This window comes from Pseudomonas syringae (genome assembly GCF_021605415.1).
In the GTDB taxonomy this organism is placed as follows: domain Bacteria; phylum Pseudomonadota; class Gammaproteobacteria; order Pseudomonadales; family Pseudomonadaceae; genus Aquipseudomonas; species Aquipseudomonas syringae_S.
Genome location: NZ_WKEQ01000008.1, coordinates 113,562 through 140,280, shown reverse-complemented (window position 1 = coordinate 140,280; position 26,719 = coordinate 113,562). Strand labels below are relative to the sequence as shown.

Below are 26,719 nucleotides of genomic sequence, written 5' to 3'. Positions count from 1 at the left end.
GCAGCCTGCGGCAGCTCATACAGGGGTGAGTTACAGGCCTTCCGCGAGTACGCGGTCGAGCATGTCGACGAAGAAGTCCACGCTGCGTTGCGACGTGACCATCGGCGGTTTGATTTTTAACAAGTTGAGGAAATCGCCGGTGGGCTGCATGAAAATCCCCAGCTCGCGCAACCGATCACACAACCGCGTGGTTTCCTCGGTCGCCGGCTCTAACGTCTCGCGGTTTCGGATCAATTCCACGCCCAGATAAAAACCAGAACCGTGCACCGCGCCCACCAGCGGATGTTTATCGATCAACGCTTGCAGCCGCGCCTTGAAATGGCCGCCGACCACCTGAGCGTTTTTCCAAAGATTTTCCTCTTCCATCACATCCAGCACGGCCATGCCGATCTGACAGCTCACCGGGCTGCCGCCGGCAGACGAGAAGAAATAACCCTCGGCCTCCAGCGCTTCGGCGATGTCCCGACGGGTGATCACCGCGCCCAGTGGCTGCCCATTGCCCATGCCTTTGGCCATGCAAATAATGTCGGGCACCACGCCTTGCTCTTCGAAGCCCCAAAAGAAATGGCCCATGCGTCCATAACCGACCTGCACTTCATCGGCGATGCATACCCCGCCCTGAGCGCGCACCAACGCATACACCTCTTTCAGATAACCCGCCGGCAGCGAAATGCCGCCGGCATTGCCGTACACCGGTTCACAGATAAATCCGGCCAGTTGACGCTTCTCGGCAGCGATTTTTTCCAGATGATGCTCGACGCTGCGCACGTACTGCGGCGCTGAGTCCGCGCCACGGAATTCGCCGCGATAGGTATTCGGCGCCGTCACCGGGTGCACCCAGTCCGGACGGCTGCTGAGCGCGCGCGGGTTGTCGGCAATCGAGGTCGAAACCGCGTCCGCGCCCACCGTCCAGCCGTGGTATGCCTCAAGTACGCTGATCATGTCGCGGCCGCCGCTGTAAGCCCACGCCAGGCGGATGGCCAGATCGTTAGCCTCGCTGCCGCTGTTGACCAGGAATACGCGATCCATGCCCTGCGGCGCGAGCTTCAGCAAACGCTCGGAAAACTCCGCCACCGCCGCGTAGTTGAAACGCGAGTTGGTGTTGAGCAGCGACCACTGACGGCTGGCGACCGCCGCCATCCGTGGATGGCCATGGCCAAGCACGGCGACGTTGTTGAGCATGTCGAGATAGGAACGACCTTGCATGTCGATCAGATGATTGCGCCAGCCACGTTCGATGCGCGGCGGATCGACGTAATAGTGTTTTTGCGTGCGGGCGAAACTGGCGTCGCGGCGCTCCAGCAAGGTTTGTGAATCCAGCTCCGGCTCGGCGTCACAGGCAAGGCCGAGCAAAGCTGCAGGCGAGGGACACAGTGCCTGCCACGCCGCCGCGCGTGAAGGCGTGCAAAACAACGGTGCGTCGATCTGCCCGTTACGACTCAGTTGCACGATTAATCCATCGCTGACCGAGCCGAGCACTTGGCCTTTAACCAATGAGGCACCGGCGTGCAGTGTCGGCGTCACACCCGATAGACGCACGCTCGACTTCACGCCATCGAGTCGCAACGAGCCATCCGCCGCGTGGTGCAACACACCGGCAAACGGCGCTTCCACGGTCGTGCCACTTGGCACGCGCAATTCGACATGCAATGGAAAAGTGTCGGGCTCGTCGGCGCTGTCCGGCCGAGTGCGCGACAAACGGTACTGACCGTAACGGCTCGCCGCTAAACCATGGGCCGCCGCCGCTTCATCGAGCAAACGCTGATCAATGCCTTCCTGCTCCCAGTTCCCCGCCTCGAAATGCGGGCTGAGGACGCCGAGATCGATCAAGGCGAATTCGCGCCCGACCAGACTTGGCAATAACGGCGCGAAACCTTCATCGGCAATGTCCGGCAGCGACTGGCCGAGCGCCGTCAAAATCGCCGCTTCCATTAATTCCAGCGGCACAGAAGTAGCCACGTGGAAAATTTCCCATTCATGGGTGAGGTTATCGCGGCTGTAGGCATTGCTTGGGTCAATGCTGACCTGTTGTTCGCCACTGAGCACCAACACGGCAGCGCGCGCGACGATCAACGGCCACAGCGCCTGCAGTTCTTCAAGCTGCAGCGGATTGACCGCGTGGTACGCCCGCACCGCCGGCAGAATCACAAACGGGTCGCCGCCGGCATGGTGCAGCAGCGCCGCGCAGGTCACCGACAGATCGGTGATGCGCCAGGTGCGGATCAGATCGCCAAAATCGATCACGCCCTGCAATTGCCAATTCCGCTGGGCATCACGCTGCCAGACAGCATTGTCGTCAGTGATGTCCATGTGGATCGCCTGCACCGGCAGCATCGCCAACAGCGGCCGCAAGCGCTTTTCAGCTTGTTCGGCGGCGTCAGCGATCACGGCGCGCTGATGCTCGTTTTCGATCACCGGCAGCAAGTGGGCGATCAGCGCGCTGGCATGACGGGCATCCCATTGCAGCGTCCGTTCGAGGCCCGGATGATCGAAACCGGCGAGAGCCAGATCCATCTCACCGCAGAGCCGGCCAAATCCGCTGACCACGGCATTATCCAGGTGATCGAGATCAGTCAGCGGCTGGCCTTCGATGTATTCCAGCAAACGCACATGCACGGTTTGCCCGGCGACTTCGAGCGTTAGCAGATCCTGGCCACTGAGCGCCGGAACCACGCGCGGTACGGGCACCTTCGAATGCTCGTGGAGATGTTTGAGTGCGGCATGCTGGGCTTGCAACTCCACCGCCGAATAATCGCCGCGACAGATTTTCAGCACGAATCGTTCGGGCCCGCCGTCCACACGAAAATTAAGATCCTGCTGGCTGCCCAGCGCCTGCAACGCACCGCCGAGGCCGTAATGCTCCGCCAGCAATTGCCGTGCCTGTTCCCCAGAAACCTGCGGGCTGGGCAAACTGGCACGATGAATCAACGTGACGAGCGACATGGAACGACCCCTGAGATTTTATTAGGCGCCTATATCGCCACTGCGCGAGGCGATACGCAACCCCCGCCCGCCAGAGCAACTGATCCGGCACGCCCGTGCGTCGAATAGCGGCCGGTAACACGCCCTGAAGCACAAATACCCGCAACAACCCTCTTGCACCGCCCCCCGCCTGCCGACAAGCTATGCTCCATTCGCTATATCGTCTTACGGAAAAAGGCTAGCCTGCATGCGCATTCTTATCACCGGCGGCGCCGGTTTCATTGGCTCCGCACTGGTTCGCCACCTGATTCGCAACACCGGGCACGAAGTGCTCAACCTCGACAAACTGACCTATGCGGGCAATCTCGAATCGCTGACCAGCATCGCTAGCGACAGCCGCTATGAGTTCGTGCAGGCCGACATCGTCGACCAGGCCACTGTGAGCGCTGTCCTCGAACGCTTTCAGCCACAGGCCATCATGCATCTGGCAGCCGAGTCTCATGTCGACCGCTCCATTGACGGTCCGTCGGACTTCATCCAGACCAATATCGTCGGCACCTACAGCCTGCTGGAAGCTGCACGCGCGTATTGGCAAGACCTGGCCGAGCCGGAAAAAAGTGCGTTTCGGTTCCATCACATTTCTACCGACGAGGTGTATGGCGACCTGCACGGCGTCGATGACCTGTTCACCGAAACTACGCCGTATGCGCCGAGCTCGCCTTATTCCGCGAGCAAGGCTGCGTCCGATCATCTGGTGCGCGCCTGGCAGCGCACCTACGGCTTGCCGGTACTGCTGACCAATTGCTCGAACAATTACGGGCCGTTCCACTTCCCGGAAAAACTCATTCCTCTGGTGATTCTCAACGCATTGGCGGGTAAACCCCTGCCGGTCTATGGCAACGGGTTGCAAGTGCGTGACTGGCTGTTCGTCGACGATCACGCCCGCGCGCTGCTCAAGGTCGTCACCGAAGGCAAGGTCGGTGAGACCTACAACATCGGCGGCCACAACGAGCAAAAGAACATCGACGTGGTGCGTGGCATCTGCGCATTGCTCGAAGAACTCGCACCGCACAAACCGGACGGTGTCGGGCACTTCGCCGACCTGATCACCTTCGTCAAGGATCGCCCGGGCCACGACCTGCGTTATGCCATCGACGCCGACAAGATCGAACGCGAACTGGGCTGGGTGCCTGAAGAAACCTTCGAAACCGGCCTGCGCAAAACGGTGCAGTGGTACCTGAAAAACCTGGAGTGGTGCCGTCGCGTGCAAGACGGCAGCTATCAGGGCGAACGACTTGGCTGCACCGACCACAAGGATCTGCTCGCATGATGAAGGGAATTGTTTTGGCCGGCGGCTCGGGCACTCGCCTGCATCCGATCACCCTCGGCGTGTCCAAACAGCTGTTGCCGGTGTACGACAAACCGATGATCTATTACCCGATCTCGGTGCTGATGCTCGCCGGCATCAAGGACATCCTGGTGATTTCCACGCCCCAGGATCTGCCGCAGTACCGCAACCTGCTGGGTGACGGCAGCCAGTTCGGCGTCACCTTCAGTTATGCAGAGCAACCGTCCCCGGATGGCCTCGCCCAGGCTTTCCTGATCGGCGAGCAGTTCATCGGCGACGATCCGGTGTGCCTGATCTTGGGCGATAACATTTTCCACGGCCAATACTTCGGCGAGCAGCTTAAAAAAGCCGCCGAGCAGAAAACCGGCGCCACCGTATTCGGCTATTGGGTGAAGGATCCGGAGCGCTTCGGCGTGATCGACTTCGACAGCGAAGGCCGCGCCCTGTCCATCGAAGAAAAACCGCGGAAGCCTAAGTCCAGCTATGCCGTCACCGGCCTGTATTTCTACGACAACGATGTGATCAGGATCGCCAAGGCTGTCAAACCGTCGCCACGGGGCGAACTGGAGATCACCGACGTCAACAATGCCTACCTGCAACGCGGAGACTTGCAGGTCGAGCGTTTTGGCCGAGGTTTCGCCTGGCTCGATACGGGCACGCACGACAGCCTGCTCGAAGCCTCGCAATACGTGCAAACCATCGAACATCGACAGGGCCTGAAAGTCGCCTGCCTGGAAGAAATCGCCTATCAGAACGGCTGGATCAGCCGCGATTACCTGCTCGAACGCGCCCAGTATTTTGGCAAGACCGGCTATGGCCAGTACCTGTTCACGATTGCCGGAGAAAGCCAATGAAAGTCATCGCTACCGAGCTGCCCGAGGTCTTGATCATTGAGCCGAAAGTCTTCGGCGACGAACGTGGTTTTTTCTATGAAAGCTTCAACGCCCGCGCGTTCGAAGACGCCACAGGGATAAAGAACGCCTTCGTCCAGGACAACCACTCACGCTCGCGCAAGGGCGTTCTGCGGGGCCTGCACTATCAGCTCGAACAGACCCAGGGCAAATTGGTGCGGGTGATCGCTGGCGAAGTACTCGACGTGGCGGTGGACATCCGCCGCAGCTCGCCGACCTTCGGGCGCTGGGTGGCCGTTCGCCTGTCGGCGCAGAACAATCGCCAGCTCTGGGTGCCAGAAGGTTTCGCCCACGGTTTCATGGTGCTGAGCGATGACGCCGAATTCCTCTACAAGACCACTGACTACTACGCGCCGAGCGCCGAGCGCTGCATCCGCTGGGACGATTCGCAATTGGCGATCGACTGGCAACTCGATGAAGCGCCGCAGCTGTCGGAGAAAGACCAGCGCGGCCGAAGCCTGGCAGAGGCCGACCTGTTCCCATGAAAAAAGCGTTGAAAATACTGATCTGCGGCGAACACGGTCAGGTCGCCCGTGAGCTGCTGCAACGTTTCACCGGCTCCGGCGAATTGATCGCTCTGGGCCGCGACCGCCTCGACCTGACCCGGCCGGACATGATCCGCGAGCACATCCAGCGAATCTGCCCCGACCTGATCATCAACGCCGCGGCCCACACCGCGGTAGATCAGGCCGAAAGCGAGCCGGAGCTGGCCTTCGCCATCAATGCGACCGCGCCGCAGGTGCTTGCCGAGCAGGCAATGGATCTGGACATTCCGCTGATCCACTACTCCACCGACTACGTGTTCGACGGTCAGAAAACCACGCCCTATGTCGAGACCGACAACCCTGCGCCGCTGGGGGTTTACGGCAAGAGCAAACTCGCGGGCGAACAGGCCATTGCGGCAGTTGGTGGCAAACACCTGATTCTACGCACCAGTTGGGTGTATTCCCGGCACGGGCGCAATTTTCTGCTGACCATGCAACGGCTGCTGGCCGAGAAGCCGGAATTGCGCGTGGTCTGCGACCAGATCGGCGCGCCGACGTGGGCGGGCACGATTGCCGACAGCACGCTGGCGCTGGTTGAACGCTGGAACAACGGCAACGCCGGCGCCTGGGGCACCTACCACCTGACTGCAAAAGGCGAGACGTCGTGGTTCGGCTTTGCCCAGGCCATCGGCGAAGACCTGCGCCTGCGTGGCAAACCCTGCGCAAACCTGCTGCCCATCCCGGCAAGCGATTACTCGACACCGGCGGCTCGCCCGCAAAACTCGCGGCTGGATTGCAGTCGCCTGCAGCGAGAATGGGGTGTCAGTCAGCCGGACTGGCAAACCGCGCTGCGCGAGTGTCTTGCCCATCAAGGCTAGGCATAATGGCGCCTGTACCCCCAGGCGCCAGATGCTCATGACTTCATCCCTCCCCCACAGACCCCGCTGGCGCAGCCTCGCCCTTCTGGCCCTGTGCCTGGCCCCGCTGCTGTGGCCGCTGGAACATCTGGCCGAGCGTTATTACCGCAGCGAACTGGCCAGTCAGAATCGCCAGACCCTCGACCTTTACGTCGCCAACCTGTTGGGCACGCTGCATCGTTATGAGGTGTTGCCGCAAATCCTCGGCGAGCTTCCGGCGCTTCGCGCCGTGCTGGGCGCGCCGGACGACGGTGTCACCCAGGGCAACGCCAACCGCCTGTTAAAAAACATCTGCGCCCAGACCGGCGCCGAAGTCATGTATTTGATGGACACCAATGGCCAGACGCTCGCGGCCTCGAACTGGGACAAACACGACAGTTTCGTCGGGCGTAACTTTTCCTTCCGGCCGTATTTCAGCGAAGCCATGGCCGGACGTCTCGGACGGTTTTTCGGCCTCGGCACGACGTCGGCCAAGCGCGGCTATTTTTTCGCGTCGGCGGTGCGCGACGGCGAGAAAGTCATCGGCGTGCTGGTCACCAAGGTCGATCTCGATCACACCGAAAGCCTGTGGGGAAAAACCCCGGAGCAGTTGCTGGTCACCGATCATAACGGCGTGGTGATCCTGACCTCGCGGCCGGAATGGCGCTTTCGCTCGACGCGCGTCTTGAGCGATAGCGAACGCACGGCGATCACCGCGATTCAGCCGTACCCGACCCGCGAGCCGCGCCCGCTCAACCTCAGTCCCGCCGCATGGATGAAACAAACCCACGACATCGAGGAAACCGGCTGGAGCGTGAGCATTCTTGCCCCCCAAACGTTGATCGACCGCCCGGTACGCACGGTGGTGGCCATCGGTGGCGCGACGCTGCTGGTCTTGATGCTGTTGCTCGGCCTGGTGATGCAGCGCCGTCGCCATTACCTCGAACGCATCGATTTCGAAGCCAAAGCCCGTCGCGAACTGGAAGGCCGGGTGGCCGAACGTACCAGCGACCTCGAAGGCCTCAACCGGCGGCTGAAACAGGAAGTGCTGGAACGGGAAACTGCGCAGCAAGAGTTGGTGCGTGCGCAGGATGATCTGGTTCAGGCCGGCAAATTGTCGGCGCTGGGGACGATGTCGGCGAGCATCAGCCACGAACTCAATCAGCCGCTGGCGGCGATCCGCAGCTACGCTGAAAACGCCGAAGTGCTGCTTGATCACCAGCGCACCGACGACGCCCGAGGCAATCTCAAATTGATCAGCGAATTGACCGGGCGCATGGCCTCGATCATCGCCCACCTGCGCGCCTTCGCCCGCCGCGACCGCCACGCGCCGGAAAGCGTCGCCCTGCAACCGGCGCTGGACGATGCGCTGGCATTACTCGCCAAGCGCCGCCGTAGCATGGAAGTCGAGCTGATCCGCGATCTGCCGGCCGCTACGTTATGGGTCGAGGCCGGGGAAACCCGTCTGCGCCAGGTGCTTGGCAACCTGCTCGCAAATGCCCTTGATGCCCTCACCGAAAAAGGTCCGCCGCGCAAACTCTGGCTGAGTGCCGAAGCCACCGCCGACGGCGTCAATCTGTACATTCGCGACAACGGCCCGGGGTTTTGCATGGAAGCCCTGGGCCGCGCCAGCGAACCTTTTTACACGACCAAGACCCGCACGCAGGGTCTGGGGCTGGGGTTGGCCATTTGCGAAACCCTGATGCGCGCCTTCGGCGGTGAACTGTCGTTCGCCAACCACAAGCAAGGTGGCGCCTTGATTACCCTGCGGCTGCGCGCCGGCGCGCCCGGGGTCAGCCTGCAACCGTCCGAGGATCGAAGTGCATGACCATCGACAATCGCATTCAGGTGGTGCTGATCGACGACGATCCGCACCTGCGTCAGGCCCTTGGCCAAACCCTGGATCTGGCGGGCCTGAAAATCCTCCCGCTCGCCGAAGCCAAAGGCCTGGCTGCGCAACTTGAGCGCGACTGGCCGGGGGTGGTGGTCAGCGACATTCGCATGCCGGGCATGGACGGTCTCGAACTGCTCAGCGAATTGCACGCTCAGGATTCCGAGTTGCCGGTGCTGCTGATCACTGGCCACGGCGATGTGCCGCTGGCCGTGCAGGCCATGCGCGCCGGCGCGTATGACTTCCTCGAAAAACCGTTCGCCAGCGATGCCCTGCTCGACAGCGTGCGTCGAGCGCTGGCCTTGCGCCGACTGGTGCTGGACAACCGCAGCTTGCGTCTGGCCCTCAGCGATCGCAATGAATTGAGCGCGCGGCTGGTTGGCCAGTCCGCACCGATGCTGCGCCTGCGCGAGCAGATCGGCTCACTGGCGGCCACCAAGGCTGACGTGCTGATCCTCGGCGAAACCGGCGCCGGCAAGGAAGTCGTCGCCCGCGCTTTGCATGATCTGTCGAACCGTCGTAATGGGCCGTTCGTGGCGATCAATGCCGGTGCGCTAGCCGAATCGGTGGTGGAAAGCGAACTGTTCGGCCACGAACCGGGAGCATTTACCGGCGCGCAAAAACGCCGCATCGGCAAGTTCGAATTCGCCAACGGTGGCACGCTGTTCCTTGATGAAATCGAAAGCATGAGCCTGGACGTTCAGGTCAAGTTGCTGCGCATGTTGCAGGAGCGCGTGGTCGAGCGGCTGGGCGGCAATCAACTGATCCCGCTGGACATCCGCATCATCGCCGCCACCAAGGAAGACCTGCGTCAGGCGGCCGATCAGGGCCGTTTCCGCGCCGACTTGTATTACCGCCTCAACGTCGCGCCGCTACGTATTCCACCACTGCGCGAACGGGGCGAAGATGCGCTGGTGCTGTTCCAGCATTACGCCGACGAAGCCAGTGCCCGCCACGGCTTGCCGCCCCACGAACTGCAGCCGGCGCAACGCGCCCTACTGCTGCGTCATCCATGGCCGGGCAACGTGCGCGAGCTGCAAAACGCCGCAGAGCGTTTCGCTCTCGGCCTGGAACTGGCGCTGGATAACACCGAACCCGGGGGCAGCGGTATTGGCACCGTTGAAGTCACCAGCGGCGGGCTCAGCGAGCAAGTGGAACACTTCGAAAGATCATTGATTGCCGCTGAACTGGCGCGCTCCCACAACTCCGTACGCAGCCTGGCGGAAGCTTTGGGCATCCCGCGCAAAACCCTGCACGACAAACTGCGCAAGCATGGGCTGAGCTTCGCCGACAACGGCAGTTCTGCCGAGGAGTCCGAATGAATCGCGATGCTCAAGCCCTGGAGGCCGTCCTCCATCACGACATCCCGCTAACCCGCGACATGGGTCTCAACGTTCTCGACTGGCATGATCAGCAACTTCGTCTGCATTTGCCGCTGGAGGCCAACGTCAATCACAAAAGCACCATGTTCGGCGGAAGTCTTTATTGCGGCGCCGTGCTGGCAGGTTGGGGCTGGCTGCATTTGCGCTTGAAGGAGGAAGGCATCGACGACGGGCACATCGTGATTCAGGAAGGGCAGATCAGCTATCCATTGCCGGTAACGGGTGATGCCATCGCGATTTGTCGTGCCCCGGGTGCGCAGGTGTGGGCGACGTTTCTGAAGACGTATCGGCGTTATGGCCGGGCGCGACTGACGCTGCACACGCGGGTGGTCAACGGCGCAAGTGATGAGGATGCGGTGACGTTTACCGGTCAATATGTTTTGCACCGTTAAAAGCAAAAAGATCGCAGCCTTCGGCAGCGCCTACACCGATCTTTGTAGGGACTGCCGAAGGCTGCGATCTTTTGATCTCAAGACCGAGCCAACGCCAACAACTCACCCCGCCACGCCGCCTTTGCCGGCAGCGCCAGGAAAAACGCATTCAGCAACGATTCCCGCGCCGGATAACTGAACGCCTCGCCATCCAGCCCCAGCACCTCGCCGCCCGCACCTTCCAGCACGCCTTGCGCTGCTGCCGTATCCCATTGCGAAGTCGGCGCCAGGCGCGGATAACAATCCGCCGCACCTTCGGCCAACAGACAGAATTTCAAAGAGCTGCCGATGTTCGCCAATTGCAACTCGCCAAGGCTCGCGCTCAAGCCGGCCAGCAAGCGCTCCTGCTCAGGGCTGGAATGCCGACGGCTGGCGACCACGGTAAACGCTTCGCCTGGCATTAGCGCATCTCGCACGGCAATGGGTTCCGGTGAGCCGCCCTTGTCGCAGCGCCAGGCGCCCAGCCCGGCGCCGCCGACGTAGAAACGTCCGTTAGTCGGCATCGATACCACGCCAAACACCACGGCACCGTTTTCGATCAGCGCGATGTTCACGGTAAATTCTTCGCTGCCGCTGATGAACTCCTTGGTGCCATCCAGCGGATCCACCAGCCACCAGCGCTGCCAGCCGGCACGCACGCTTTGCGGGATATTAGCGTCTTCTTCGGAGAGGATCGCGATGGTCGGATCCAGTGCCTTGAGCCCGGCAACAATCACGTCGTGCGCCGCGATGTCAGCGGCAGTGACCGGTGAATCATCGGATTTCGCGGTGACCGCGACGTCGGCACGCCAGAACGGCAGAATGGCCTCGCCGGCCTTCAATGCCAGCTCAATCACCGGCGCCATCAACGGATGGGGAAAGCTCATCGACAATTCACTCATGGCTGAAAGAACCCGCGCTGGGTCAGCAAGTCTCGCGTCAAGTACAGCGCCGCGAGCGCGCGGCCCTCGGTGAACTGCGGATTCTGCGCCAGTGACGACAGTTCACGCAGGTTGATCTTGTCGACCCGCATTGGCTCAGGCTCGTCGCCTTCCAGACGCTCTTCGTACAGGTCGGTGGCAAGCACGACTTGAATTTTCTGGCTCATATAGCCGGGCGACAGCGACAACTCGGTCAGATGCTCCAACTGCCGTGCGCCGTAACCTGCCTCTTCCTTGAGCTCACGCTCGGCTGCCGCCAACACATTTTCTCCGGGCTCGATCAAACCCTTGGGCAACGACAGTTCATATTCGTCGGTGCCACCGCAGTATTCTTCGACCAGCACCGCATGCTCGGCATCGAGCATCGCCACGATCATCACCGCGCCGTAGCCCGCGCCTTTGCCGACCAGTCGCTCATAAGTGCGCTCCACGCCATTGGAAAAACGCAGCTTGAGTTCTTCGACGCAAAACAGACGACTGGTGGCGACGATTTCGCGGGCAAGTACGGTGGGTTTCTGGCGCATGCAAAGCTCCTTGGCGTGAACGCGCTACTATAACGCGGCTTTCCCGATTGTTTGCGTCGGATATCTTTTACCGTTCGAGACGTTGCCATGCCTTCATTACCCTGGTCTGACATCGATACCGTTCTGCTGGACATGGACGGCACGTTGCTGGATCTGCACTTCGACAACCATTTCTGGCTCGAACACCTGCCCCAGCGTTATGCCGAATTGCACGGCGTGAGCCGGGCCATGGCGGACATGGAATTACAGCCGCTGTTCGAGCGCCACTACGGCCAGTTGCAGTGGTACTGCCTGGATTTCTGGAGCGCCGAATTGAAGTTGTCGGTGCGCGAGCTGAAGCAGGAAACCGCCCACTTGATCGCGTTACGGCCGGACGCGGACACTTTTCTGGCCGCACTCAATAGCGCCGGAAAACGCGTGATCATGATCACCAACGCCCACCGCGATTCGCTCTCGCTGAAAATGGAGCGGATTGAACTGGCACCGTACTTCGAGTGCTTGATCAGCTCACACGACTACGGTTTCCCCAAGGAAAACCCGCAATTCTGGGACGCATTGCAAGCGGACATCGGTTTTGATCCGGCGCGCAGCCTGTTCATCGACGACACGTTGCCGATCCTGCGCAGTGCGCGGAATTTCGGTATCGGGCATTTGTTGGCGGTAAAGGAACCGGACAGCCGCAAAGGCCCAAAGGACACGGCGGAGTTTGCGGCAGTAGACGATTATCGCGATCTGATCGCCGGATTGTAGGAGCTGGCGCAGGCCGGGATCTTTTGATCTTGACCTTCAGATCGCAGCCTGCGGCAGTTCCTTCAGGGGTTGATAGTTACTTGGGAATACGCAGCTTTTGCCCCGGATAGATTTTGTTCACGTCCTTGAGCATTGGTTTGTTGGCATCGAAGATTTTCTGGTACTGGTTGGCATTGCCATAGACCCGGAGGGAAATCGCGCTGAGCGTGTCCCCGGCCTTCACTTCGACGAATTCTGCCGCCACCACCACCGGCCCGGTCACCGTGATCTGATCATCCACACTGCCAACCCCGGCAATGTTGCCAGCGGCCAGCACAATTTTTTCTTTCTCTTCCTGACTCGCCACTTCACCCGTGAGCGTGACTGTGTCGCCCTCGACTGTCGCGTGCACATTCGGATTGCCCAGCCCGACCTTGCTGATATGTTCCTTCAACTGCTCGCCGGCATTGGCATTACCAGGGGTCAGCAGGTCGATCAGCTTTTCACCGGCTTCTTTTATAAAGCTAATAATACTCATGACGCACTCCTTGTTTTGGGTTCCAGACGCCCAAGCCTAGACCACTCCCGCGAAACCCGATCTCAAGCCGACCAATGACCCTGCCCCTGAACAAACGTTAGAATTGCCCACCCACCGCCCGCGCCCGGAATGAAGATGGACATCAAACAACTGAAATTCCTTATCGCCCTCGACGAAACCCGCCATTTCGGTCAGGCGGCGGCGCGCTGTCATATCACTCAGCCGACACTGTCGATGCGTCTGCGCAGCCTCGAAGAGGAGCTGGATCTGCCGCTGGTCAACCGTGGCCAGCGCTTCGAAGGTTTCACCGCGCCGGGCGAGCGGGTGCTGGCCTGGGCGCGTACGGTGCTGGCGGCTTATGACGGTTTGCAGGCAGAAGCGGCGGCGTGTCGCGGCAACCTGATCGGCACGTTGCGACTCGGTGTCGTGCCATTGTCGAGTTTCGATCCGCTGGAGCTGATGAAGCGCCTGCACGGGGAGCATCCGAATCTGCGCTTCGAACTGTCGTCATTGAGTTCCGAGCAGATCCTGGAGCAACTGGCGAACAACCGTATCGATCTCGGCGTGTCCTATCTGGATCGGCTTGACGGCGAACGCTTCGATTCCTTGGCGTTCAGCGAAACCCGCATGGGCCTGCTCTACGACCAGCGCTTTTTCAATTTTGGCGATGAACCGTTGAGTTGGGAGGCCGTGATCGAATTACCGCTGGGCATGCTCACCAGCGGCATGCACTTTCGCCAGTCCATCGACCACAACTTCCACAGCCGTGGCCTGACGCCACAGCCGTTGTTGCAAACCGATGCCGTGCATCAATTGTTACAAGCGGTACATGGCGGCATGTGCTGCGCGGTGATGCCGCTGGACGGAGGGCTGGAAAACCTGACCGACCACTTGCGTTTGCAACCGATCGAAAACGCGCAAACCCTGGCACGCCTGGGCTTGATCATGCGACGCGGGGCGCCGCGTTCGGCGCTGGCGGAGGCCTGTTTTGCGCTTTATCAGAAATCGCCAACGGAATCTTGATCGACGTCATCTATCGGCGGATCAGTAATAGCGATTAGACGCGACAAGTTGACGCGCCTAGTCTTACTACTGACCCAACCGTCGGTGATGCCATGAACGCCAAGCGCCCAGCCTGCGCGGCGCCAGCCCTAGAAACGCCCGCGCCAGACGCCAGCCAGACCTACAGTTTCAGCGATTTGCAGCTCAACGACTCGGCAAACACCGCGCTGGCCGAGGAAGTCGCGTTGGCGATTGCCTACAACGGCATCAGCCAGGCCGTGATGCTGGTGACCCCGACTGATCTGGAAGACTTCATCGTCGGTTTCAGCCTCGGCAGCGGCATCATCGAAGACGCCTCAGACATTTATGACCTGCAACTGACGGGTTCCGGCTCGGCGCAGTACGCGCAAGTGACTATCGCCAATCGCGCCTTCTGGAACCTTAAGCAGCAGCGTCGCCAACTGGCCGGCACCAGCGGTTGCGGATTGTGCGGCGTCGAAGCGGTAGAACAGGCACTACCGGATCTCAAAGTATTGCCCGGCGCACCGTTGCCACCCATCCAATGGCTCGACGGCCTGCGCCAGCGTATCGGCGCATTCCAGCCACTCGGCCAACATTGCGGTGCGGTGCACGCGGCAGTGTTCATGGATGCCGAAGGCCAATTGTTGCTCGGTCGCGAAGACATCGGCCGGCATAACGCTCTCGACAAGCTCATCGGCGGTCTTATTCGTCAAAAGATATCCACAAGCGGCGGCCTGGCGATTGTCACCAGCCGTTGCAGCCTCGAACTGATCCAGAAAGTGTTACGCGCCGGCATCCAGACCCTCGTCAGCCTGTCCGCGCCAACCGGCCTTGCCGTGCAATGGGCCCGTCGACACAACCTCAATCTCATCCACCTGCCGCAGAAAAATGCGCCGCGGGTGTATAGCCCAGCAATGGAGAAACACGCGTGAGCCAACATCAACAAGCCGACCAGAAACCCGTCCCGCGCTACAAGCCTTACAAAGGCGCTGCCGGTGGATGGGGCGCACTGATCAGCGTGGCTCAGGCCTGGCTGACCAGCGACAACGCGCTGAAAAACCTGCGCATGATGCTAAAGACCAACCAGAACGGTGGTTTCGACTGCCCGGGTTGTGCTTGGGGCGATTCGCCGGAAAGCGGCATGGTCAAGTTCTGCGAAAACGGCGCCAAAGCGGTGAACTGGGAAGCGACCAAGCGCCGGGTGGACAGCAAGTTCTTCGCCAAGCACAGCGTGACGTCGTTGCTGGAACAAAGCGATTACTGGCTCGAATATCAGGGCCGCCTTACCGAACCGATGCGCTACGACGCGGCCACCGATCGTTATCAACCGATCAGTTGGGATGATGCCTTTGCGTTGATCGGTCAGCATCTGCGCGGCTTGTCGAGCCCGGATCAGGCCGAGTTCTACACCTCGGGCCGGGCCAGCAACGAGGCGGCGTACCTCTATCAGCTGTTCGTACGCGCCTACGGCACCAACAATTTCCCCGACTGCTCGAACATGTGCCACGAGGCCAGCGGCGTTGCCTTGTCGCAAAGCGTCGGCGTCGGCAAAGGCACCGTCACCTTCGACGACTTCGAACACGCCGATGCGATTTTCGTTTGGGGCCAGAATCCGGGCACCAACCACCCACGGATGCTAGAACCGCTGCGTGAAGCGGTGAAGCGCGGCGCTCAGGTGGTCTGCATCAATCCGCTGAAAGAGCGCGGCCTGGAGCGTTTCCAGCACCCGCAGCACCCGATCGAAATGCTCACCAACGGTGACAAGCCGACCAACACCGCGTACTTCCGTCCGGCACTCGGCGGCGACATGGCGGTGCTGCGCGGCATGGCCAAATTCCTGCTGCAATGGGAACGTGATGCACAACTGGCGGGAACGCCGGCGGTGTTCGATCACAACTTCCTCAACGAACACAGCGTCAGCGTGCTGGATTACCTCGCCGTCGTCGACGACACCTCGTGGGAGCAGATCGTCGAGCAATCCGGCCTGTCCCTGATCGAGATCGAACAGGCCGCGCGCATGTACGTTAAAGGCAAGAACGTGATCATGTGCTGGGCCATGGGCATCACCCAGCATCGTCACTCGGTGCCGACCATCCAGGAAATCGCCAACCTGATGCTGCTGCGCGGCAACATCGGCAAGCCCGGCGCCGGTTTGTGCCCGGTGCGCGGTCACAGTAACGTGCAGGGCGACCGCACCATGGGCATCAACGAGCGTCCGCCCGTGGCGTTCCTCGATGCTCTCGAGCGTCGCTTCCAGTTCAAGGTGCCTCGTCATAACGGACACAACGTGGTCGAGGCCATCCATGCGATGGCCGAAGGTCGCGCCAAGGTCTTCATCGGCCTGGGCGGCAACTTTGCCCAAGCCACGCCAGACAGCCCGCGTACATTCCAGGCGTTGAGCAACTGCGACCTGACCGTGCAGATCAGCACCAAGCTCAACCGTAGCCACCTGGCGCACGGGAAAGACGCGCTGATTCTGCCGTGCCTGGGGCGTACCGACATCGACATCCAGGCGGACGGCGCGCAAGCCGTCACCGTGGAAGACTCGTTCAGCATGGTGCACGCCTCCAACGGCCAGTTACAGCCACTGTCGAACCAGATGCGCTCTGAACCTGCAATCCTCGCCGGCATCGCCGCCGCGACCCTGGGCAGCAAACCGGTTGACTGGAACTGGCTGGTGGCCGACTACAGCCGCATCCGCGACTTGATCGCCGACACCATCCCGGGCTTCAAGGATTTCAACGAGAAGGTCAAAAACCCGGGCGGCTTCTATCTCGGCAACGCTGCCGGCGCCCGCAAGTGGAATACCACCTCAGGGCGCGCCAACTTCCGCGCCAACGTGCTGCCCAAAGATCTGGTGCACGAACGCACCCGCGCCACCGGGCAATTGCCGGATCTGATCCTGCAATCGATGCGCTCACACGATCAGTACAACACCACAATTTATGGCCTCGATGACCGCTATCGCGGCGTGAAAGGACAGCGCGACGTATTGTTCGCCAACGAAGCCGATATCATTCGTCTGGGCTTCCGGCCGGGCCAGAAAGCCGACATTGTTTCGCTGTGGGACGACGGCCGCGAGCGTCGAGTGAAAGGCTTCACGTTATTGGCGTTCGATATTCCGGCGGGTCAGGCGGCGGCCTACTATCCGGAAGTGAATCCACTGGTGCCGCTGGAAAGTGTGGGAGATGGCAGCCATACGCCGACGTCGAAGTTCATTGCGATCCGTCTCGAAGCGGCGAGTGAAACCGGATTGATCATGGCCAAGTCGGCCTGACGTCCAAATCAAAAGATCGCAGCCTGCGGCAACTCTCACACAGATCATCTGTAAGAGCTGCCGCAGGCTGCGATCTTTTTGCTTTCAGACGCCCACAAAAAAGGCCGCTTTTGCGTCAAAGCGGCCTGTCCGAAGTAATTAAAGACCGGCGAAAAACCGTTAAGTTCCGCTGAAAAAACAGTAACTTGCACAATTGTATACAAGTCGTGCTATTCGTCGGATTTCGATTGTCAGGCCTGTTACAGAGCCTCAGGATCGCGCCGTCATCCCTTTGAGGCTCCTCTATGAAGTTCTCCCAGATTCTCTTGTTGTCCCTTGGCCTGGTCAGCGGTTTCGCTTCTGCCGGAGGCACCACCGAAGCAGGCGTGGGCGGCGCATTGGGCGGGGTTCTTGGCTCGGTCGTCGGTCAATCGTTAGGCGGCAACACAGGTTCCACCATTGGCGCAGCCTTGGGCGGCGCGGGTGGTAGCGCGGTCGGTGCAGACAAACGCAGCCGTGGCGAAGCAGCCATTGGCGGAGCGTTGGGCGCAGCCGGCGGTAACGTTGTCGGCCGCAGCATGGGCGGCACCACCGGCAGCCTGATCGGTTCCGCCGCAGGTGGCGGCGCCGGTGGCGCGTTGGGCAACTACATGGGCAACAAGAGCGACGACGACGATCGTTATGATCGCGGTCGCGGTGATCGTCGCTATTACCGTGATGGCCACCCAGGTCGCGGTCATGCTTATGGCCATCGCAAGCATCACAAGCATTACCGTCATCGCTGATTGCCGGTTTTAGGCGAACGGATCAAAAGATCGCAGCCTGCGGCAGCTCCTACACAGAGCTGTCCGGGTTGCGATTTTTTTTGCCCGTCAGATGACCAGACGCTGCAGCGCTTCACGTAGCCCGGTTGGGATCGGCACTGGTTGGTTGGTTGCCCGATCCACAAATACATGCACGAAGCGTCCGGCCGCACAGGCCTCGCTTTCACCGACCTTGAACACCGCCAGTTCGTACTGCACCGAACTGTTGCCCAGCTTGCCAACCCGCAGTCCGATTTCAATCAAATCAGGGAAGGCGATCGATGCGAAATAATCGCACGCCGAACTGACCACGAAACCCACCACTTCACCGTCATGAATATCCAGCCCACCGACCTGGATCAGGTAAGTGTTCACCGCCGTGTCGAAGAAGCTGTAATAGGTAACGTTGTTGACGTGGCCGTAAGCGTCGTTGTCGTGCCAGCGCGTGGTGATCGGTTGGAAATGGACGTAGTCGGCGCGCTGGCTCATGCAAACCCCTTCCCTTGCGCCGCCAGCTCACCAATCAACCGCGCTGGTTTCCACTGATCGCCTTGGCGGGTTTCCAGCGCCAGCAACCGCTGATGAATGTCCGCCAGCCCCTGAGCATCCGCCCAAGCCATCGGCCCGCCTTTGTCCGCCGGAAAACCATAGCCATTGAGGTAAACCAGATCGATGTCCTGCGCTGACCCGGCGATGCCTTCCTGAAGGATTTTCGCGCCTTCATTGACCAACGCCAGCAGGCTGCGTTCAAGAATCTCCTCAGGCCCGATCTCGCGGCGCTGGAAGCCCAATTCTTCGCTTACGGCAAGCACCAGCGCATCCACTTGCGGATCATGCTCGGCCTGCCGGCTTCCCGGTTCGTAGTGGTAGTAACCGTTGCCGCTTTTTTGACCGAACCGCCCCGCTTCGCACAGGCGATTGTCGACTTGGACTTCTGGTGCGTCTTGCCCCTTGCCGGCCAGTTCGCGCGCACGCCATTCAAGGTCGATGCCGACCACGTCGTACATGCGGAACGGTCCCATGGCGAAACCGAACCCTTGCAACGCTGCATCGACCTCGTGTGGATAAGCGCCTTCGAGCAACATCTTGCGCGCCTCCAACACATAGGGATGCAGCATGCGGTTGCCGATAAAACCGTGGCAGTTGCCCGACACGACACTGACCTTGCCCATGCGTTTGCCCAAGGTCTGTGCGGCATCGAGCACCGCTGGCGACGTTTGCGCACCGCGAACAATTTCGAGCAGTTTCATGATGTGCGCCGGGCTGAAGAAATGCAGGCCCAGCACCTGAGTCGGCCGTCGCGTAGCGGCGGCGATCGCGTCGATGTCCAGCGCCGAAGTGTTGCTTGCGAGCAGCGCTTCGGGTTTGAGCAGACCGTCGAGTTCTCGGAAAATCCTTTGCTTGAGTTCAAGATTTTCGTACACCGCCTCGATCACCAGATCGACATCGCGGATCGCTGCGTAATCAGGCGCACTGGTTACACGGGCGATACGCGCATCAGCCTCGGTCTGATCGATCCGTGCCTGCCGCACGCTATGCGCGTAGGTGTCGGCGACCGTAGCGAGCGCCTGCTCCAGCATCTGTGGATTGTTATCAACCCATTGAACGGAAACGCCGGCGTTGGCCAGACACATGACAATGCCACGGCCCATGGTTCCGGCACCGATCACGGCAGCCCGCTGAATATCGAACGATGTCTGGCTCATGCTGTTCTCTTATTGGCGATCCGAAGACAGCCTTCACCATAGACAGCCATCCGGCTTTTTTGAAGTTTAGTAGCGTGATGGCGGACATTCACAAGATGGATGAACCACAGCCGTTAGAGGCTTTCCGCCGCCCAAATACGTACGTCTGCATAGGGATAATTTTCCAATGCCGCATAACCGGGAATCCCCCGCGCCTTGAGCTTTGTGAACAATGGCACGCTGATCCCACACAGAAACCGCGTAATTCGCTCAGCAGATGGAACGCTGCCAGTGTGTTCTTCATGCCTGTGGATAAAATCCCCGCACAGCACCTCAAAACTTTTATCCACAAGCGCCGGCAACTCGGGCGGCGCCGGCAGTCGGGCAATCTGTCCTTGGCACACTGAGCAATGCCCACAATGTTCCGGCGCTTCGAGATCACCGAAATATTCGGCGAGGCGATAGCCCAGGCAGCGTTCAGTGGCGAACAGATCCAGCATGGCGTGGATTCGCGCGATTTCGGTTTGTTCATGACGGGTGAAGTAAGCGTGCAACTCCGTGCTCAGAAGCTCGCTGTCAAATTCATTGCGCAGCAAGCTGTAAACCTCGGTCATCTGCTTGCTTTCCAGTTCGACCCAACCCTTTTCCTGAAAGTAATCCAGCGCCTTCACCACCCGCTGACGCTCGGCAGCGTATTGCTCGAACATGGCCTCGAAATTGACTGTCGCCCAGGTTCGGGCTCGGCTGGAAGTCTGGATGATTGCGGCAACGAAGTCCCTGCGCTCGCCCTCGAACCGCGCCAGCAACGCGTCCGGCTCCAGCAAATACTTGAACCGGTACTCGGCGTAATAGGCATAACGCGGGGCGATCAGCTTCTTGAGTTCGAGTTGCACCAGCAACGTTTTGAGCGGCAACGCGCGGATATTGCTGCCGTCCGCCAGCGGCCCAAGGAGAAATTCCCATTGCCCTTCGGGCACCGCTGCCTGTATTTCGTCAAGCACATGGCGGATACCGTCGCGCTCCGGCGTATCGCCGTAGACGAAGTTCTCCAGCACATTCAGGCTGTCGCGATTGGCCAATACCAGACAGTCGGAGGGCTGTCCGTCGCGCCCGGCCCGACCGATTTCCTGACTGTAGTTTTCGATGGATTTGGGCAAGTCGAAATGCACCACATTGCGGATGTCGCTCTTATCGATACCCATGCCGAAGGCAATGGTCGCAACAATGCAATTGGATTGCCCGGACATGAAGCGCTTCTGGATCGCTTCGCGTTTCTCATAGGGCAGGCCGGCATGATAAGCCTCGGCCTGAATACCGTTGCGCTCCAGATGCTCGGCGATGTGTTCGGCGGTCTTTTGCAGCGTGACGTAAACGATGCTCGGCTGGTTCGCCCGCTCACTCATCCAATCCACAAGTCTCTGGCGTTTATCCTGGCCCCGAACCGGTTCCACCGACAGATTCAGGTTGGGCCGATAAAACCCGGTGGTGACGACATCGTGCTCGGCGATGGCGAATCTGGACTGCATGTCAGCGATGACGTTCGGCGTTGCCGTAGCGGTCAGCAGCAAGACTTGCGGGATGTTGAACTGGTGTTGGTAGTCCGGCAACTTCAGGTAATCGGGGCGGAAGTTGTGGCCCCACTCTGATATGCAATGCGCCTCGTCCACCACCAGCAACGAGATCGGTACTTGCTGCAGAAAGTTGCGGAAGCGCTCGTTCTTCAGGCGCTCCACGGAAATCATCAGGATCTTCAGTTCACCGGAACGAGCGCGGGCCATCACATCATTGGCATCGTCCCGACTCTGGGTCGAATCGATGCTGCCCGCCGAGATCCCGTGGCGTTGCAGAAACTCCAGTTGATCCTGCATCAACGCCAGCAATGGCGAGACCACTAACGTCAGATGCGGGAGCAACACCGCCGACAATTGATAACAGAGGGATTTGCCCGAACCCGTTGGAAAAATTGCCGCCGCCGAGCGACCGGCCAGCACCGCACTGATTGCGGCTTCCTGACCGGGACGAAATTGTGGATAACCGAAAACCTGTTCCAGGGTGTTGTGCATAAGCTGTCACTCCGTTGACTGCTGCCATGTCACCAGCCTAGCGGGCGAACGCAGCGAGTCGAGAAAAGGCCGGGGGCAAATCGATACGGAATGATACAGGCTTGGTATTGCGCGCAAGGTCACAGGAGGACACAAACGAAACACTTTCCACCTCGCAAAGCGATAACAGCGACAGGTAGGGTTCGCATCACTGGACTCGCGCAGAGCGCAACCGGCAGGACGCCGAGTGCACGTTGCGTCTGGAAAAAGGACTGACCATGTCGCAATTTTTGGCTTTACCGATCGCCCTTCTCCTTGCATCCCTGCTGATGAGCAGATGCTCGAAATTCCCTGACGAACCGCCCATCCTGGCAAATTGGCTGTCACAGCTCCGATCATAATCATCGAGTCATTCGTAATGCGTACTCAATTCCCTGTGAGTACGTAACGGACGTCTGGAAACGCCCTACATATTCTGGCGCGACCTCACTGAGGAATTCGCAGAAATTCCTCCACGTCGCGTGGGAATTTTTTCGTTCAAGGGATTTACCTTGAAAAAGCCAAAAAACCGCGTAGGGCAAATGCCCAGCGCCTCGTAAATCCCCTACGCATTCTGTCCATCCTGGCCGTCTTGTCCCATGACACAACGCACTCTTATAGTGGTTGGCACGGCTGAGATGTTGCTCAGCCTGTGGAGCAACTTCGTATAGGACACGCCATCATCATGAACACCCTCGACCCTTTGGCTAAACGCTACCGCCCACTCAAAAGCAGCTACAGTGATAGCCCGGTACTCGTCATCGACACGCACACCAGTCAAAACGATTTGCTGGATGCAGCCCAACAACGTATCCGCGCAGCGAGCAACCTGCTCGAAACGCTTTACTGTTTGTGTTTTAAACACGCAGACCCGCAAGACATTCCAAACATCGTCACTGCGCTTTATTTACTCACTCAAGACGGTTGCGAACTGCTGGACGTTGCAAGACAAAAAACAAACAAAGCCTCCTGAATAACTTCACTACAAACTTCGCAACAACGCGCCACTTCCATAATTCAAACGCGCCGCACTAGTCTGTTTGCTCTTACATCAATAACGAGCAATCAGATGACAACTTTGACAATATTTTTTTGCGGCACCGGTTCGAACAAATTTGATGAGACCCACGAGAATTTTTGGGACGGCGAACTTGTTTCTACCCTCGCAGCCCATCACGCCGGGCGCGAATTCGCCGAGTGGATCGTGGTCGATGGCCCCGGCAGCGGCAACCTGCAAGCCGATGACCTGTTCACCAAGCACACCGATTACGGCCTCAGCGGAACGTTGTTCGGCAAGGGCTGGGAGGAAAACGTGCAACATGCCGTTAACATCATCAAAGGCAAATGTGACTGGAAGCGCGAACAACTCACGGAAGCGGAATACAACCGATTGAAGGCCGCCGGCATTCCGATTGAAGATGTAAAAGTCGAAGGCTCCTGGTTCTGGCGTAAATATAACTACGGCGACCGCAGCATTACGCAGCAGGCGTTACAGGAGCAGATCATCAAGACGTTCCGCAAAGATGGCGTCATTCCGACTCAAGTCAACTTAGTGGGATGGAGCCGCGGTGCAGTAAGTTGCCATATGCTGGCCAACGCAATGTTAAAGGATCCGAGCGTTCAACACATTCCCGTGAATATTTTTGCGCTTGACCCGGTTCCAGGCACCGGTAACTTTCAGGATGAAAAGATCAAACTGGGTGCCAACGTAAAAGAGTACGTGGGTTTCTTCGCCCGGGATGAACGCTCGAAAGGCTTTTGCTGCGTCATCCCACAAACCGCCACAGGCACCAAAACCTCTGTCTTCCCAATGGCGGGTCGCCACGCGACCATGGCCGGCAACGCCACCGCAGCCGGAGGCGAACCTACCGACGCGAGTGATTTGAAGGTGCTGGCCGAACCCGGTCGCATCGTCCGTCATCTTGCCGAAACCTGCCTGAAGCGTTGGGGAGTGCAATTGAATAAAACGTTAAATCTGAGTGAAGCGGATCTGCAAAACCTGGCCGACTCCATCGTCCACGACGAAGCCAGATACAAGCTGATGCATGACGTTTCCTATACCTGGTTTACCGAGCTCGACAAGGGTGAGCGTTATGTTTCGCTGGGCAGCAACGGCGTGCCGTTCTCGACGGTGAAAGGCACGATTTACCAACCCGTTACCGGGCTGGCGACAAGCCTGTTGGATACCTCTGCTTATCAGCATTTGCGTTGAAACGCGTTTAAACATTGGTAGGAATGTCCGATGAAATCTTCGTCTCATTCCTACGAATCAGGACTCTTTATCGCCTATCGCTGCTTGAGCCCGCAAACCTATAGTCGTGACTGCCGCTGCCAAATCAGCGGCTCGGGTTTGGTCACCTGAAATTGAGAGAGAGAAACAGCGCATGCCCTTGTATGCTTGCCGCCATCTATTGTGCGGCTCGCTTTATGGCGGCTGTGTTTGGGACGCTTCGGCGTACACAGAGTGCTCTCTCTCTGGTTGACCAACCTGAACACAGTTCGCCTCCCATCGTTTGGTCATGGTGGCAGCGGATATCTGAATGCCGATAGAGAGAAAACAATGAAAACACTCAGCCAACTCAACGCCACCCGCTACCGCCCCCTTGAGTCCAACCTCACCGACACAAAACCCCTGGTCATCGACACCGAGGCCAACCCGCACGACATCCTCGAGTGCTCCGTCCAGCGCCTGCGAGCCGCCAGCGACCTGCTGCAAACCCTCTACTGCCTCTGCTTCAAACAAGCCGACGTCGAAGACATTCCCCACATCACCCACGCCCTCTACCTGCTGACACAAGACGGTTGCGACCTGCTCCAGGTTGCGCAGCAGCGCATGCTCAAGTGGCAAGCCCCGGCATGACCATGATCGGTAGCTGGAGACAACCATGAGCAAGTTTTTTGATGAGCTGATAGAAAGCGTTCAAGAAATGGATGAAATGCTTTGCGGCGAACGCGAGCCTTCCCGCGAGCTTCATGTCGATGCATTACAGGTCAAAGAAAATACGTAAGGCAACCGGCATGACTCAGGCAAAGTTCGCGGCGTTGATCGACGTCCAGCTCGGAACTCTGCGCAATTGGGAACAGGGTCGCCGTGAACCGACGGGGCCAGCCAAAGCCCTGCTCAAAGCCATTCATAACGACCCTGTTCACGTACTGAATGCGTTGGCTGATTGAACGATACCCACAAAAAAACCGCCTATAAAAGGCGGCTTTTTCATTCGCTACAACCCAGACCTTACAACTTCGGCCCGGCAGCCTTGATCGCATCGCTCACTTCGAACTTCTTGAAGTTCTCGATGAACAGACCGGCCAATGCTTTGGCCGCTTCGTCGTAGGCGGCCTGGTCAGCCCAGGTGTTACGTGGGTTGAGCAGGTTGGTTTCAACGCCCGGCACGCTCAGTGGCACGTCGAGGTTGATGGTGTCGAGGTGTTCGGTGTCGGCACCGATCAGCGCGCCGCTCTGGATCGCTGCGATCACGGCACGGGTGGTCGGGATGTTGAAGCGTTTGCCAACGCCATAGCCACCGCCGGTCCAACCGGTGTTGACCAGGTAGACCTTGGAGCCGAAACCACGGATGCGCTTGATCAGCAGCTCTGCGTATTCGCCAGCCGGGCGCGGGAAGAACGGTGCGCCGAAGCAAGTGGAGAAGGTCGACTTGATGCCGCTGCCCGAACCCATTTCAGTCGAGCCAACCAGTGCGGTGTAGCCGGACAGGAAGTGGTACGCCGCTTGTTCTTCGTTGAGGATCGACACTGGCGGTAGCACGCCGGTCAGGTCGCAGGTCAGGAAGATCACAGCGTTTGGCTCGCCGCCCAGGTTCTTCTCGGAACGCTTGGCAACGTGCTCCAGCGGGTACGCAGCGCGGCTGTTCTGGGTCAGGCTGACATCGGCATAGTCGGCGTGCTTGGCATCGTCGATGACGACGTTTTCCAGCACGGCACCGTGCTTGATGGCTTTCCAAATGACCGGCTCGTTTTTCTCGGACAAGTCGATGCATTTGGCGTAGCAGCCGCCTTCGATGTTGAAGACAACGCCTTCGCCCCAACCGTGTTCGTCATCACCGATCAGGTAACGGCTTTCGTCGGCTGACAGGGTGGTTTTACCGGTGCCCGACAGACCGAAGAACAGGGTCACATCGCCTTCTTCGCCAATGTTGGCGGCGCAGTGCATCGGCAGCACGTCGGCCGCTGGCAGCAAGAAGTTCTGCACGGAGAACATGGCTTTCTTCATCTCACCGGCGTAGCGCATACCGGCGATCAGCACTTTCTTCTGTGCGAAGTTGATGATCACACAACCGTCGGAGTTGGTGCCGTCGCGCTCGGGAACGCATTCGAAGTTGGCCACGTTCAGCACTTGCCACTCTTCACGGCCAGCCGGGTTGTACTGGGCCGGATTGATGAACAGGCAACGGCCGAACAGGTTCTGCCAGGCAGTCTGGGTAGTCATTTTCACGGCGAGGTAGTGATCCTCGGCCGCGCCTACATGAACGTGGGAAACGAAGTGCTCCTGGGCGTTGTTGAACGCTTCAACACGAGCCCACAGCGCATCGAACTTGTCGGCCGGGAACTTGCGGTTGATCGGGCCCCAGGCAATGGCAGCCTGGGTGGATGGCTCGTCAACAATGAAGCGGTCAACTGGCGAACGGCCGGTGCGGTGACCGGTGCGAACAACCAGAGCGCCGGTATCGGCAAGCTCGCCCTCACCGCGGTTCAGGGCTTCTTTTACCAGATCATCAACACTCAGATCGGTGTACACGGCGTTATTGGCTTGCGTCATGAGGTTCCCCGTCGGCCAGTGGCCGAGTGTGCTCCAAACGTTTTGTAGTAGAAAGTCGTGCACTACTACCGCGAAAAAAGTGGGCCGGATTATGCCAGAAAAGCCCAAAAAAAGTAG

23 protein-coding genes and 1 pseudogene are annotated in these 26,719 nt (G+C 59.4%); 16 read left to right on the top strand and 8 right to left on the bottom strand.

Translation table 11 applies throughout. From position 1 onward, the window contains the following. Positions 1-30: 30 nt before the first annotated feature. Positions 31-2,943: an aminotransferase gene (locus GIW69_RS08015; protein ID WP_236481592.1), complete on the bottom strand. Its 2,913-nt coding sequence runs from the start codon at positions 2,941-2,943 to the stop codon at positions 31-33. Positions 2,944-3,169: 226 nt separating this feature from the next. On the opposite strand from GIW69_RS08015, the gene rfbB reads away from it, so the two are divergent. Genes rfbB through GIW69_RS07980 form a run of 7 tightly spaced genes read left to right on the top strand, consistent with a single transcriptional unit; the run spans position 3,170 to position 10,227 of the window. Next, the gene (gene rfbB / locus GIW69_RS08010; RefSeq protein WP_236481591.1) at positions 3,170-4,252 is read left to right on the top strand and encodes a dTDP-glucose 4,6-dehydratase; all 1,083 of its coding nucleotides are present in this window, start codon (positions 3,170-3,172) and stop codon (positions 4,250-4,252) included. Then, entirely contained in the window at positions 4,249-5,124 is an 876-nt protein-coding gene (rfbA, locus tag GIW69_RS08005) for a glucose-1-phosphate thymidylyltransferase RfbA (protein WP_236481590.1), read from the top strand. The genes rfbB and rfbA overlap by 4 nt, the downstream gene beginning before the upstream one ends. Beyond that, positions 5,121-5,666, top strand: coding sequence for a dTDP-4-dehydrorhamnose 3,5-epimerase (gene rfbC, locus GIW69_RS08000; RefSeq protein WP_236481589.1), 546 nt, complete (start codon positions 5,121-5,123; stop codon positions 5,664-5,666). Before rfbA ends, rfbC begins: the two co-directional genes overlap by 4 nt. Beyond that, positions 5,663-6,544 (top strand): dTDP-4-dehydrorhamnose reductase, encoded by an 882-nt coding sequence (rfbD, locus tag GIW69_RS07995; protein ID WP_496570905.1) that lies wholly within the window; start codon positions 5,663-5,665, stop codon positions 6,542-6,544. Before rfbC ends, rfbD begins: the two co-directional genes overlap by 4 nt. 37 nt (positions 6,545-6,581) lie before the next feature. Further along, positions 6,582-8,390: an ATP-binding protein gene (locus GIW69_RS07990; protein WP_236481588.1), complete on the top strand. Its 1,809-nt coding sequence runs from the start codon at positions 6,582-6,584 to the stop codon at positions 8,388-8,390. Continuing rightward, on the top strand, positions 8,387-9,775 hold the full coding sequence (locus tag GIW69_RS07985) for a sigma-54-dependent transcriptional regulator (protein ID WP_236481587.1): 1,389 nt from the start codon (positions 8,387-8,389) through the stop codon (positions 9,773-9,775). The genes GIW69_RS07990 and GIW69_RS07985 overlap by 4 nt, the downstream gene beginning before the upstream one ends. Continuing rightward, positions 9,772-10,227 (top strand): thioesterase domain-containing protein, encoded by a 456-nt coding sequence (locus tag GIW69_RS07980; RefSeq protein WP_236481586.1) that lies wholly within the window; start codon positions 9,772-9,774, stop codon positions 10,225-10,227. The genes GIW69_RS07985 and GIW69_RS07980 overlap by 4 nt, the downstream gene beginning before the upstream one ends. Before the next feature lie 77 nt (positions 10,228-10,304). Here the strand turns inward: GIW69_RS07980 and cysQ are convergent, their stop codons facing one another. Together cysQ and nudE are read right to left on the bottom strand one after the other, a co-directional pair. Further along, positions 10,305-11,132 (bottom strand): 3'(2'),5'-bisphosphate nucleotidase CysQ, encoded by an 828-nt coding sequence (gene cysQ / locus GIW69_RS07975; RefSeq protein ID WP_236481666.1) that lies wholly within the window; start codon positions 11,130-11,132, stop codon positions 10,305-10,307. Between the two features lie 11 nt (positions 11,133-11,143). Next, on the bottom strand, positions 11,144-11,710 hold the full coding sequence (gene nudE, locus GIW69_RS07970) for an ADP compounds hydrolase NudE (RefSeq protein ID WP_236481585.1): 567 nt from the start codon (positions 11,708-11,710) through the stop codon (positions 11,144-11,146). A gap of 87 nt (positions 11,711-11,797) precedes the next feature. Here nudE and yrfG point away from each other — a divergent pair, with 87 nt between their 5' ends. Next, positions 11,798-12,460: a GMP/IMP nucleotidase gene (yrfG, locus tag GIW69_RS07965; RefSeq protein WP_236481584.1), complete on the top strand. Its 663-nt coding sequence runs from the start codon at positions 11,798-11,800 to the stop codon at positions 12,458-12,460. A gap of 76 nt (positions 12,461-12,536) precedes the next feature. Here yrfG and lysM read toward each other — a convergent pair whose 3' ends face one another. Then, positions 12,537-12,977: a peptidoglycan-binding protein LysM gene (gene lysM, locus GIW69_RS07960; protein ID WP_236481583.1), complete on the bottom strand. Its 441-nt coding sequence runs from the start codon at positions 12,975-12,977 to the stop codon at positions 12,537-12,539. 135 nt (positions 12,978-13,112) lie between these two features. On the opposite strand from lysM, the gene GIW69_RS07955 reads away from it, so the two are divergent. The 4 genes from GIW69_RS07955 to GIW69_RS07940 all read left to right on the top strand — a co-directional run bounded on the left by GIW69_RS07955 (position 13,113) and on the right by GIW69_RS07940 (position 18,041). Continuing rightward, positions 13,113-14,000: a LysR family transcriptional regulator gene (locus tag GIW69_RS07955; RefSeq protein ID WP_236481582.1), complete on the top strand. Its 888-nt coding sequence runs from the start codon at positions 13,113-13,115 to the stop codon at positions 13,998-14,000. A gap of 92 nt (positions 14,001-14,092) precedes the next feature. Beyond that, positions 14,093-14,932: a formate dehydrogenase accessory sulfurtransferase FdhD gene (fdhD, locus tag GIW69_RS07950; protein ID WP_236481581.1), complete on the top strand. Its 840-nt coding sequence runs from the start codon at positions 14,093-14,095 to the stop codon at positions 14,930-14,932. Next, complete coding sequence (locus GIW69_RS07945; protein WP_236481580.1) at positions 14,929-17,277, top strand: FdhF/YdeP family oxidoreductase; 2,349 nt, start codon at positions 14,929-14,931, stop codon at positions 17,275-17,277. The genes fdhD and GIW69_RS07945 overlap by 4 nt, the downstream gene beginning before the upstream one ends. Before the next feature lie 284 nt (positions 17,278-17,561). Beyond that, complete coding sequence (locus GIW69_RS07940; RefSeq protein ID WP_236481579.1) at positions 17,562-18,041, top strand: glycine zipper domain-containing protein; 480 nt, start codon at positions 17,562-17,564, stop codon at positions 18,039-18,041. An 87-nt stretch (positions 18,042-18,128) separates the two neighbouring features. Here the strand turns inward: GIW69_RS07940 and GIW69_RS07935 are convergent, their stop codons facing one another. The 3 genes from GIW69_RS07935 to GIW69_RS07925 form a co-directional block, all read right to left on the bottom strand. Then, positions 18,129-18,548, bottom strand: a complete 420-nt coding sequence (locus GIW69_RS07935; protein WP_236481578.1) for an acyl-CoA thioesterase — start codon at positions 18,546-18,548, stop codon at positions 18,129-18,131. Next, positions 18,545-19,765: a 3-hydroxyacyl-CoA dehydrogenase gene (locus GIW69_RS07930; protein ID WP_236481577.1), complete on the bottom strand. Its 1,221-nt coding sequence runs from the start codon at positions 19,763-19,765 to the stop codon at positions 18,545-18,547. Before GIW69_RS07930 ends, GIW69_RS07935 begins: the two co-directional genes overlap by 4 nt. A gap of 113 nt (positions 19,766-19,878) precedes the next feature. Further along, a complete protein-coding gene (locus tag GIW69_RS07925; protein ID WP_236481576.1) occupies positions 19,879-21,807 on the bottom strand; it encodes a RecQ family ATP-dependent DNA helicase in 1,929 nt (642 codons plus the stop codon). A 703-nt stretch (positions 21,808-22,510) separates the two neighbouring features. On the opposite strand from GIW69_RS07925, the gene GIW69_RS07920 reads away from it, so the two are divergent. From GIW69_RS07920 to GIW69_RS07905, 4 genes and pseudogenes are all read left to right on the top strand, one after another. Continuing rightward, on the top strand, positions 22,511-22,798 hold the full coding sequence (locus GIW69_RS07920) for a hypothetical protein (protein ID WP_236481575.1): 288 nt from the start codon (positions 22,511-22,513) through the stop codon (positions 22,796-22,798). A 96-nt stretch (positions 22,799-22,894) separates the two neighbouring features. Then, positions 22,895-24,037 (top strand): hypothetical protein, encoded by a 1,143-nt coding sequence (locus GIW69_RS07915; RefSeq protein WP_236481574.1) that lies wholly within the window; start codon positions 22,895-22,897, stop codon positions 24,035-24,037. A 348-nt stretch (positions 24,038-24,385) separates the two neighbouring features. Beyond that, positions 24,386-24,685, top strand: a complete 300-nt coding sequence (locus tag GIW69_RS07910; RefSeq protein ID WP_236481573.1) for a hypothetical protein — start codon at positions 24,386-24,388, stop codon at positions 24,683-24,685. Between the two features lie 25 nt (positions 24,686-24,710). After that, positions 24,711-24,999: pseudogene (locus GIW69_RS07905) on the top strand (helix-turn-helix domain-containing protein). Positions 25,000-25,060: 61 nt separating this feature from the next. On the opposite strand, the gene GIW69_RS07900 reads toward GIW69_RS07905, so the two are convergent. Further along, positions 25,061-26,602, bottom strand: coding sequence for a phosphoenolpyruvate carboxykinase (locus GIW69_RS07900; RefSeq protein ID WP_236481572.1), 1,542 nt, complete (start codon positions 26,600-26,602; stop codon positions 25,061-25,063). Between the last annotated feature and the right edge of the window lie 117 nt (positions 26,603-26,719).

Excerpts from the sequence above, each read along its gene's own strand:
- GIW69_RS07980 (WP_236481586.1), top strand. The coding sequence starts at position 9,772 with ATGAATCGCGATGCTCAAGCCCTGGAGGCCGTCCTCCATCACGACATC.
- nudE (WP_236481585.1), bottom strand. The coding sequence starts at position 11,710 with ATGCGCCAGAAACCCACCGTACTTGCCCGCGAAATCGTCGCCACCAGT.
- fdhD (WP_236481581.1), top strand. The coding sequence starts at position 14,093 with ATGAACGCCAAGCGCCCAGCCTGCGCGGCGCCAGCCCTAGAAACGCCC.
- GIW69_RS07935 (WP_236481578.1), bottom strand. The coding sequence starts at position 18,548 with ATGAGCCAGCGCGCCGACTACGTCCATTTCCAACCGATCACCACGCGC.
- GIW69_RS07920 (WP_236481575.1), top strand. The coding sequence starts at position 22,511 with ATGAACACCCTCGACCCTTTGGCTAAACGCTACCGCCCACTCAAAAGC.
- GIW69_RS07900 (WP_236481572.1), bottom strand. The coding sequence starts at position 26,602 with ATGACGCAAGCCAATAACGCCGTGTACACCGATCTGAGTGTTGATGAT.
- rfbB (WP_236481591.1), top strand. The coding sequence starts at position 3,170 with ATGCGCATTCTTATCACCGGCGGCGCCGGTTTCATTGGCTCCGCACTG.
- GIW69_RS07915 (WP_236481574.1), top strand. The coding sequence starts at position 22,895 with ATGACAACTTTGACAATATTTTTTTGCGGCACCGGTTCGAACAAATTT.
- yrfG (WP_236481584.1), top strand. The coding sequence starts at position 11,798 with ATGCCTTCATTACCCTGGTCTGACATCGATACCGTTCTGCTGGACATG.
- rfbA (WP_236481590.1), top strand. The coding sequence starts at position 4,249 with ATGATGAAGGGAATTGTTTTGGCCGGCGGCTCGGGCACTCGCCTGCAT.
- GIW69_RS07955 (WP_236481582.1), top strand. The coding sequence starts at position 13,113 with ATGGACATCAAACAACTGAAATTCCTTATCGCCCTCGACGAAACCCGC.
- GIW69_RS07925 (WP_236481576.1), bottom strand. The coding sequence starts at position 21,807 with ATGCACAACACCCTGGAACAGGTTTTCGGTTATCCACAATTTCGTCCC.
- GIW69_RS07985 (WP_236481587.1), top strand. The coding sequence starts at position 8,387 with ATGACCATCGACAATCGCATTCAGGTGGTGCTGATCGACGACGATCCG.
- GIW69_RS07930 (WP_236481577.1), bottom strand. The coding sequence starts at position 19,765 with ATGAGCCAGACATCGTTCGATATTCAGCGGGCTGCCGTGATCGGTGCC.
- GIW69_RS08015 (WP_236481592.1), bottom strand. The coding sequence starts at position 2,943 with ATGTCGCTCGTCACGTTGATTCATCGTGCCAGTTTGCCCAGCCCGCAG.
- GIW69_RS07990 (WP_236481588.1), top strand. The coding sequence starts at position 6,582 with ATGACTTCATCCCTCCCCCACAGACCCCGCTGGCGCAGCCTCGCCCTT.
- lysM (WP_236481583.1), bottom strand. The coding sequence starts at position 12,977 with ATGAGTATTATTAGCTTTATAAAAGAAGCCGGTGAAAAGCTGATCGAC.
- GIW69_RS07910 (WP_236481573.1), top strand. The coding sequence starts at position 24,386 with ATGAAAACACTCAGCCAACTCAACGCCACCCGCTACCGCCCCCTTGAG.
- cysQ (WP_236481666.1), bottom strand. The coding sequence starts at position 11,132 with ATGAGCTTTCCCCATCCGTTGATGGCGCCGGTGATTGAGCTGGCATTG.
- rfbC (WP_236481589.1), top strand. The coding sequence starts at position 5,121 with ATGAAAGTCATCGCTACCGAGCTGCCCGAGGTCTTGATCATTGAGCCG.
- rfbD (WP_496570905.1), top strand. The coding sequence starts at position 5,663 with ATGAAAAAAGCGTTGAAAATACTGATCTGCGGCGAACACGGTCAGGTC.
- GIW69_RS07940 (WP_236481579.1), top strand. The coding sequence starts at position 17,562 with ATGAAGTTCTCCCAGATTCTCTTGTTGTCCCTTGGCCTGGTCAGCGGT.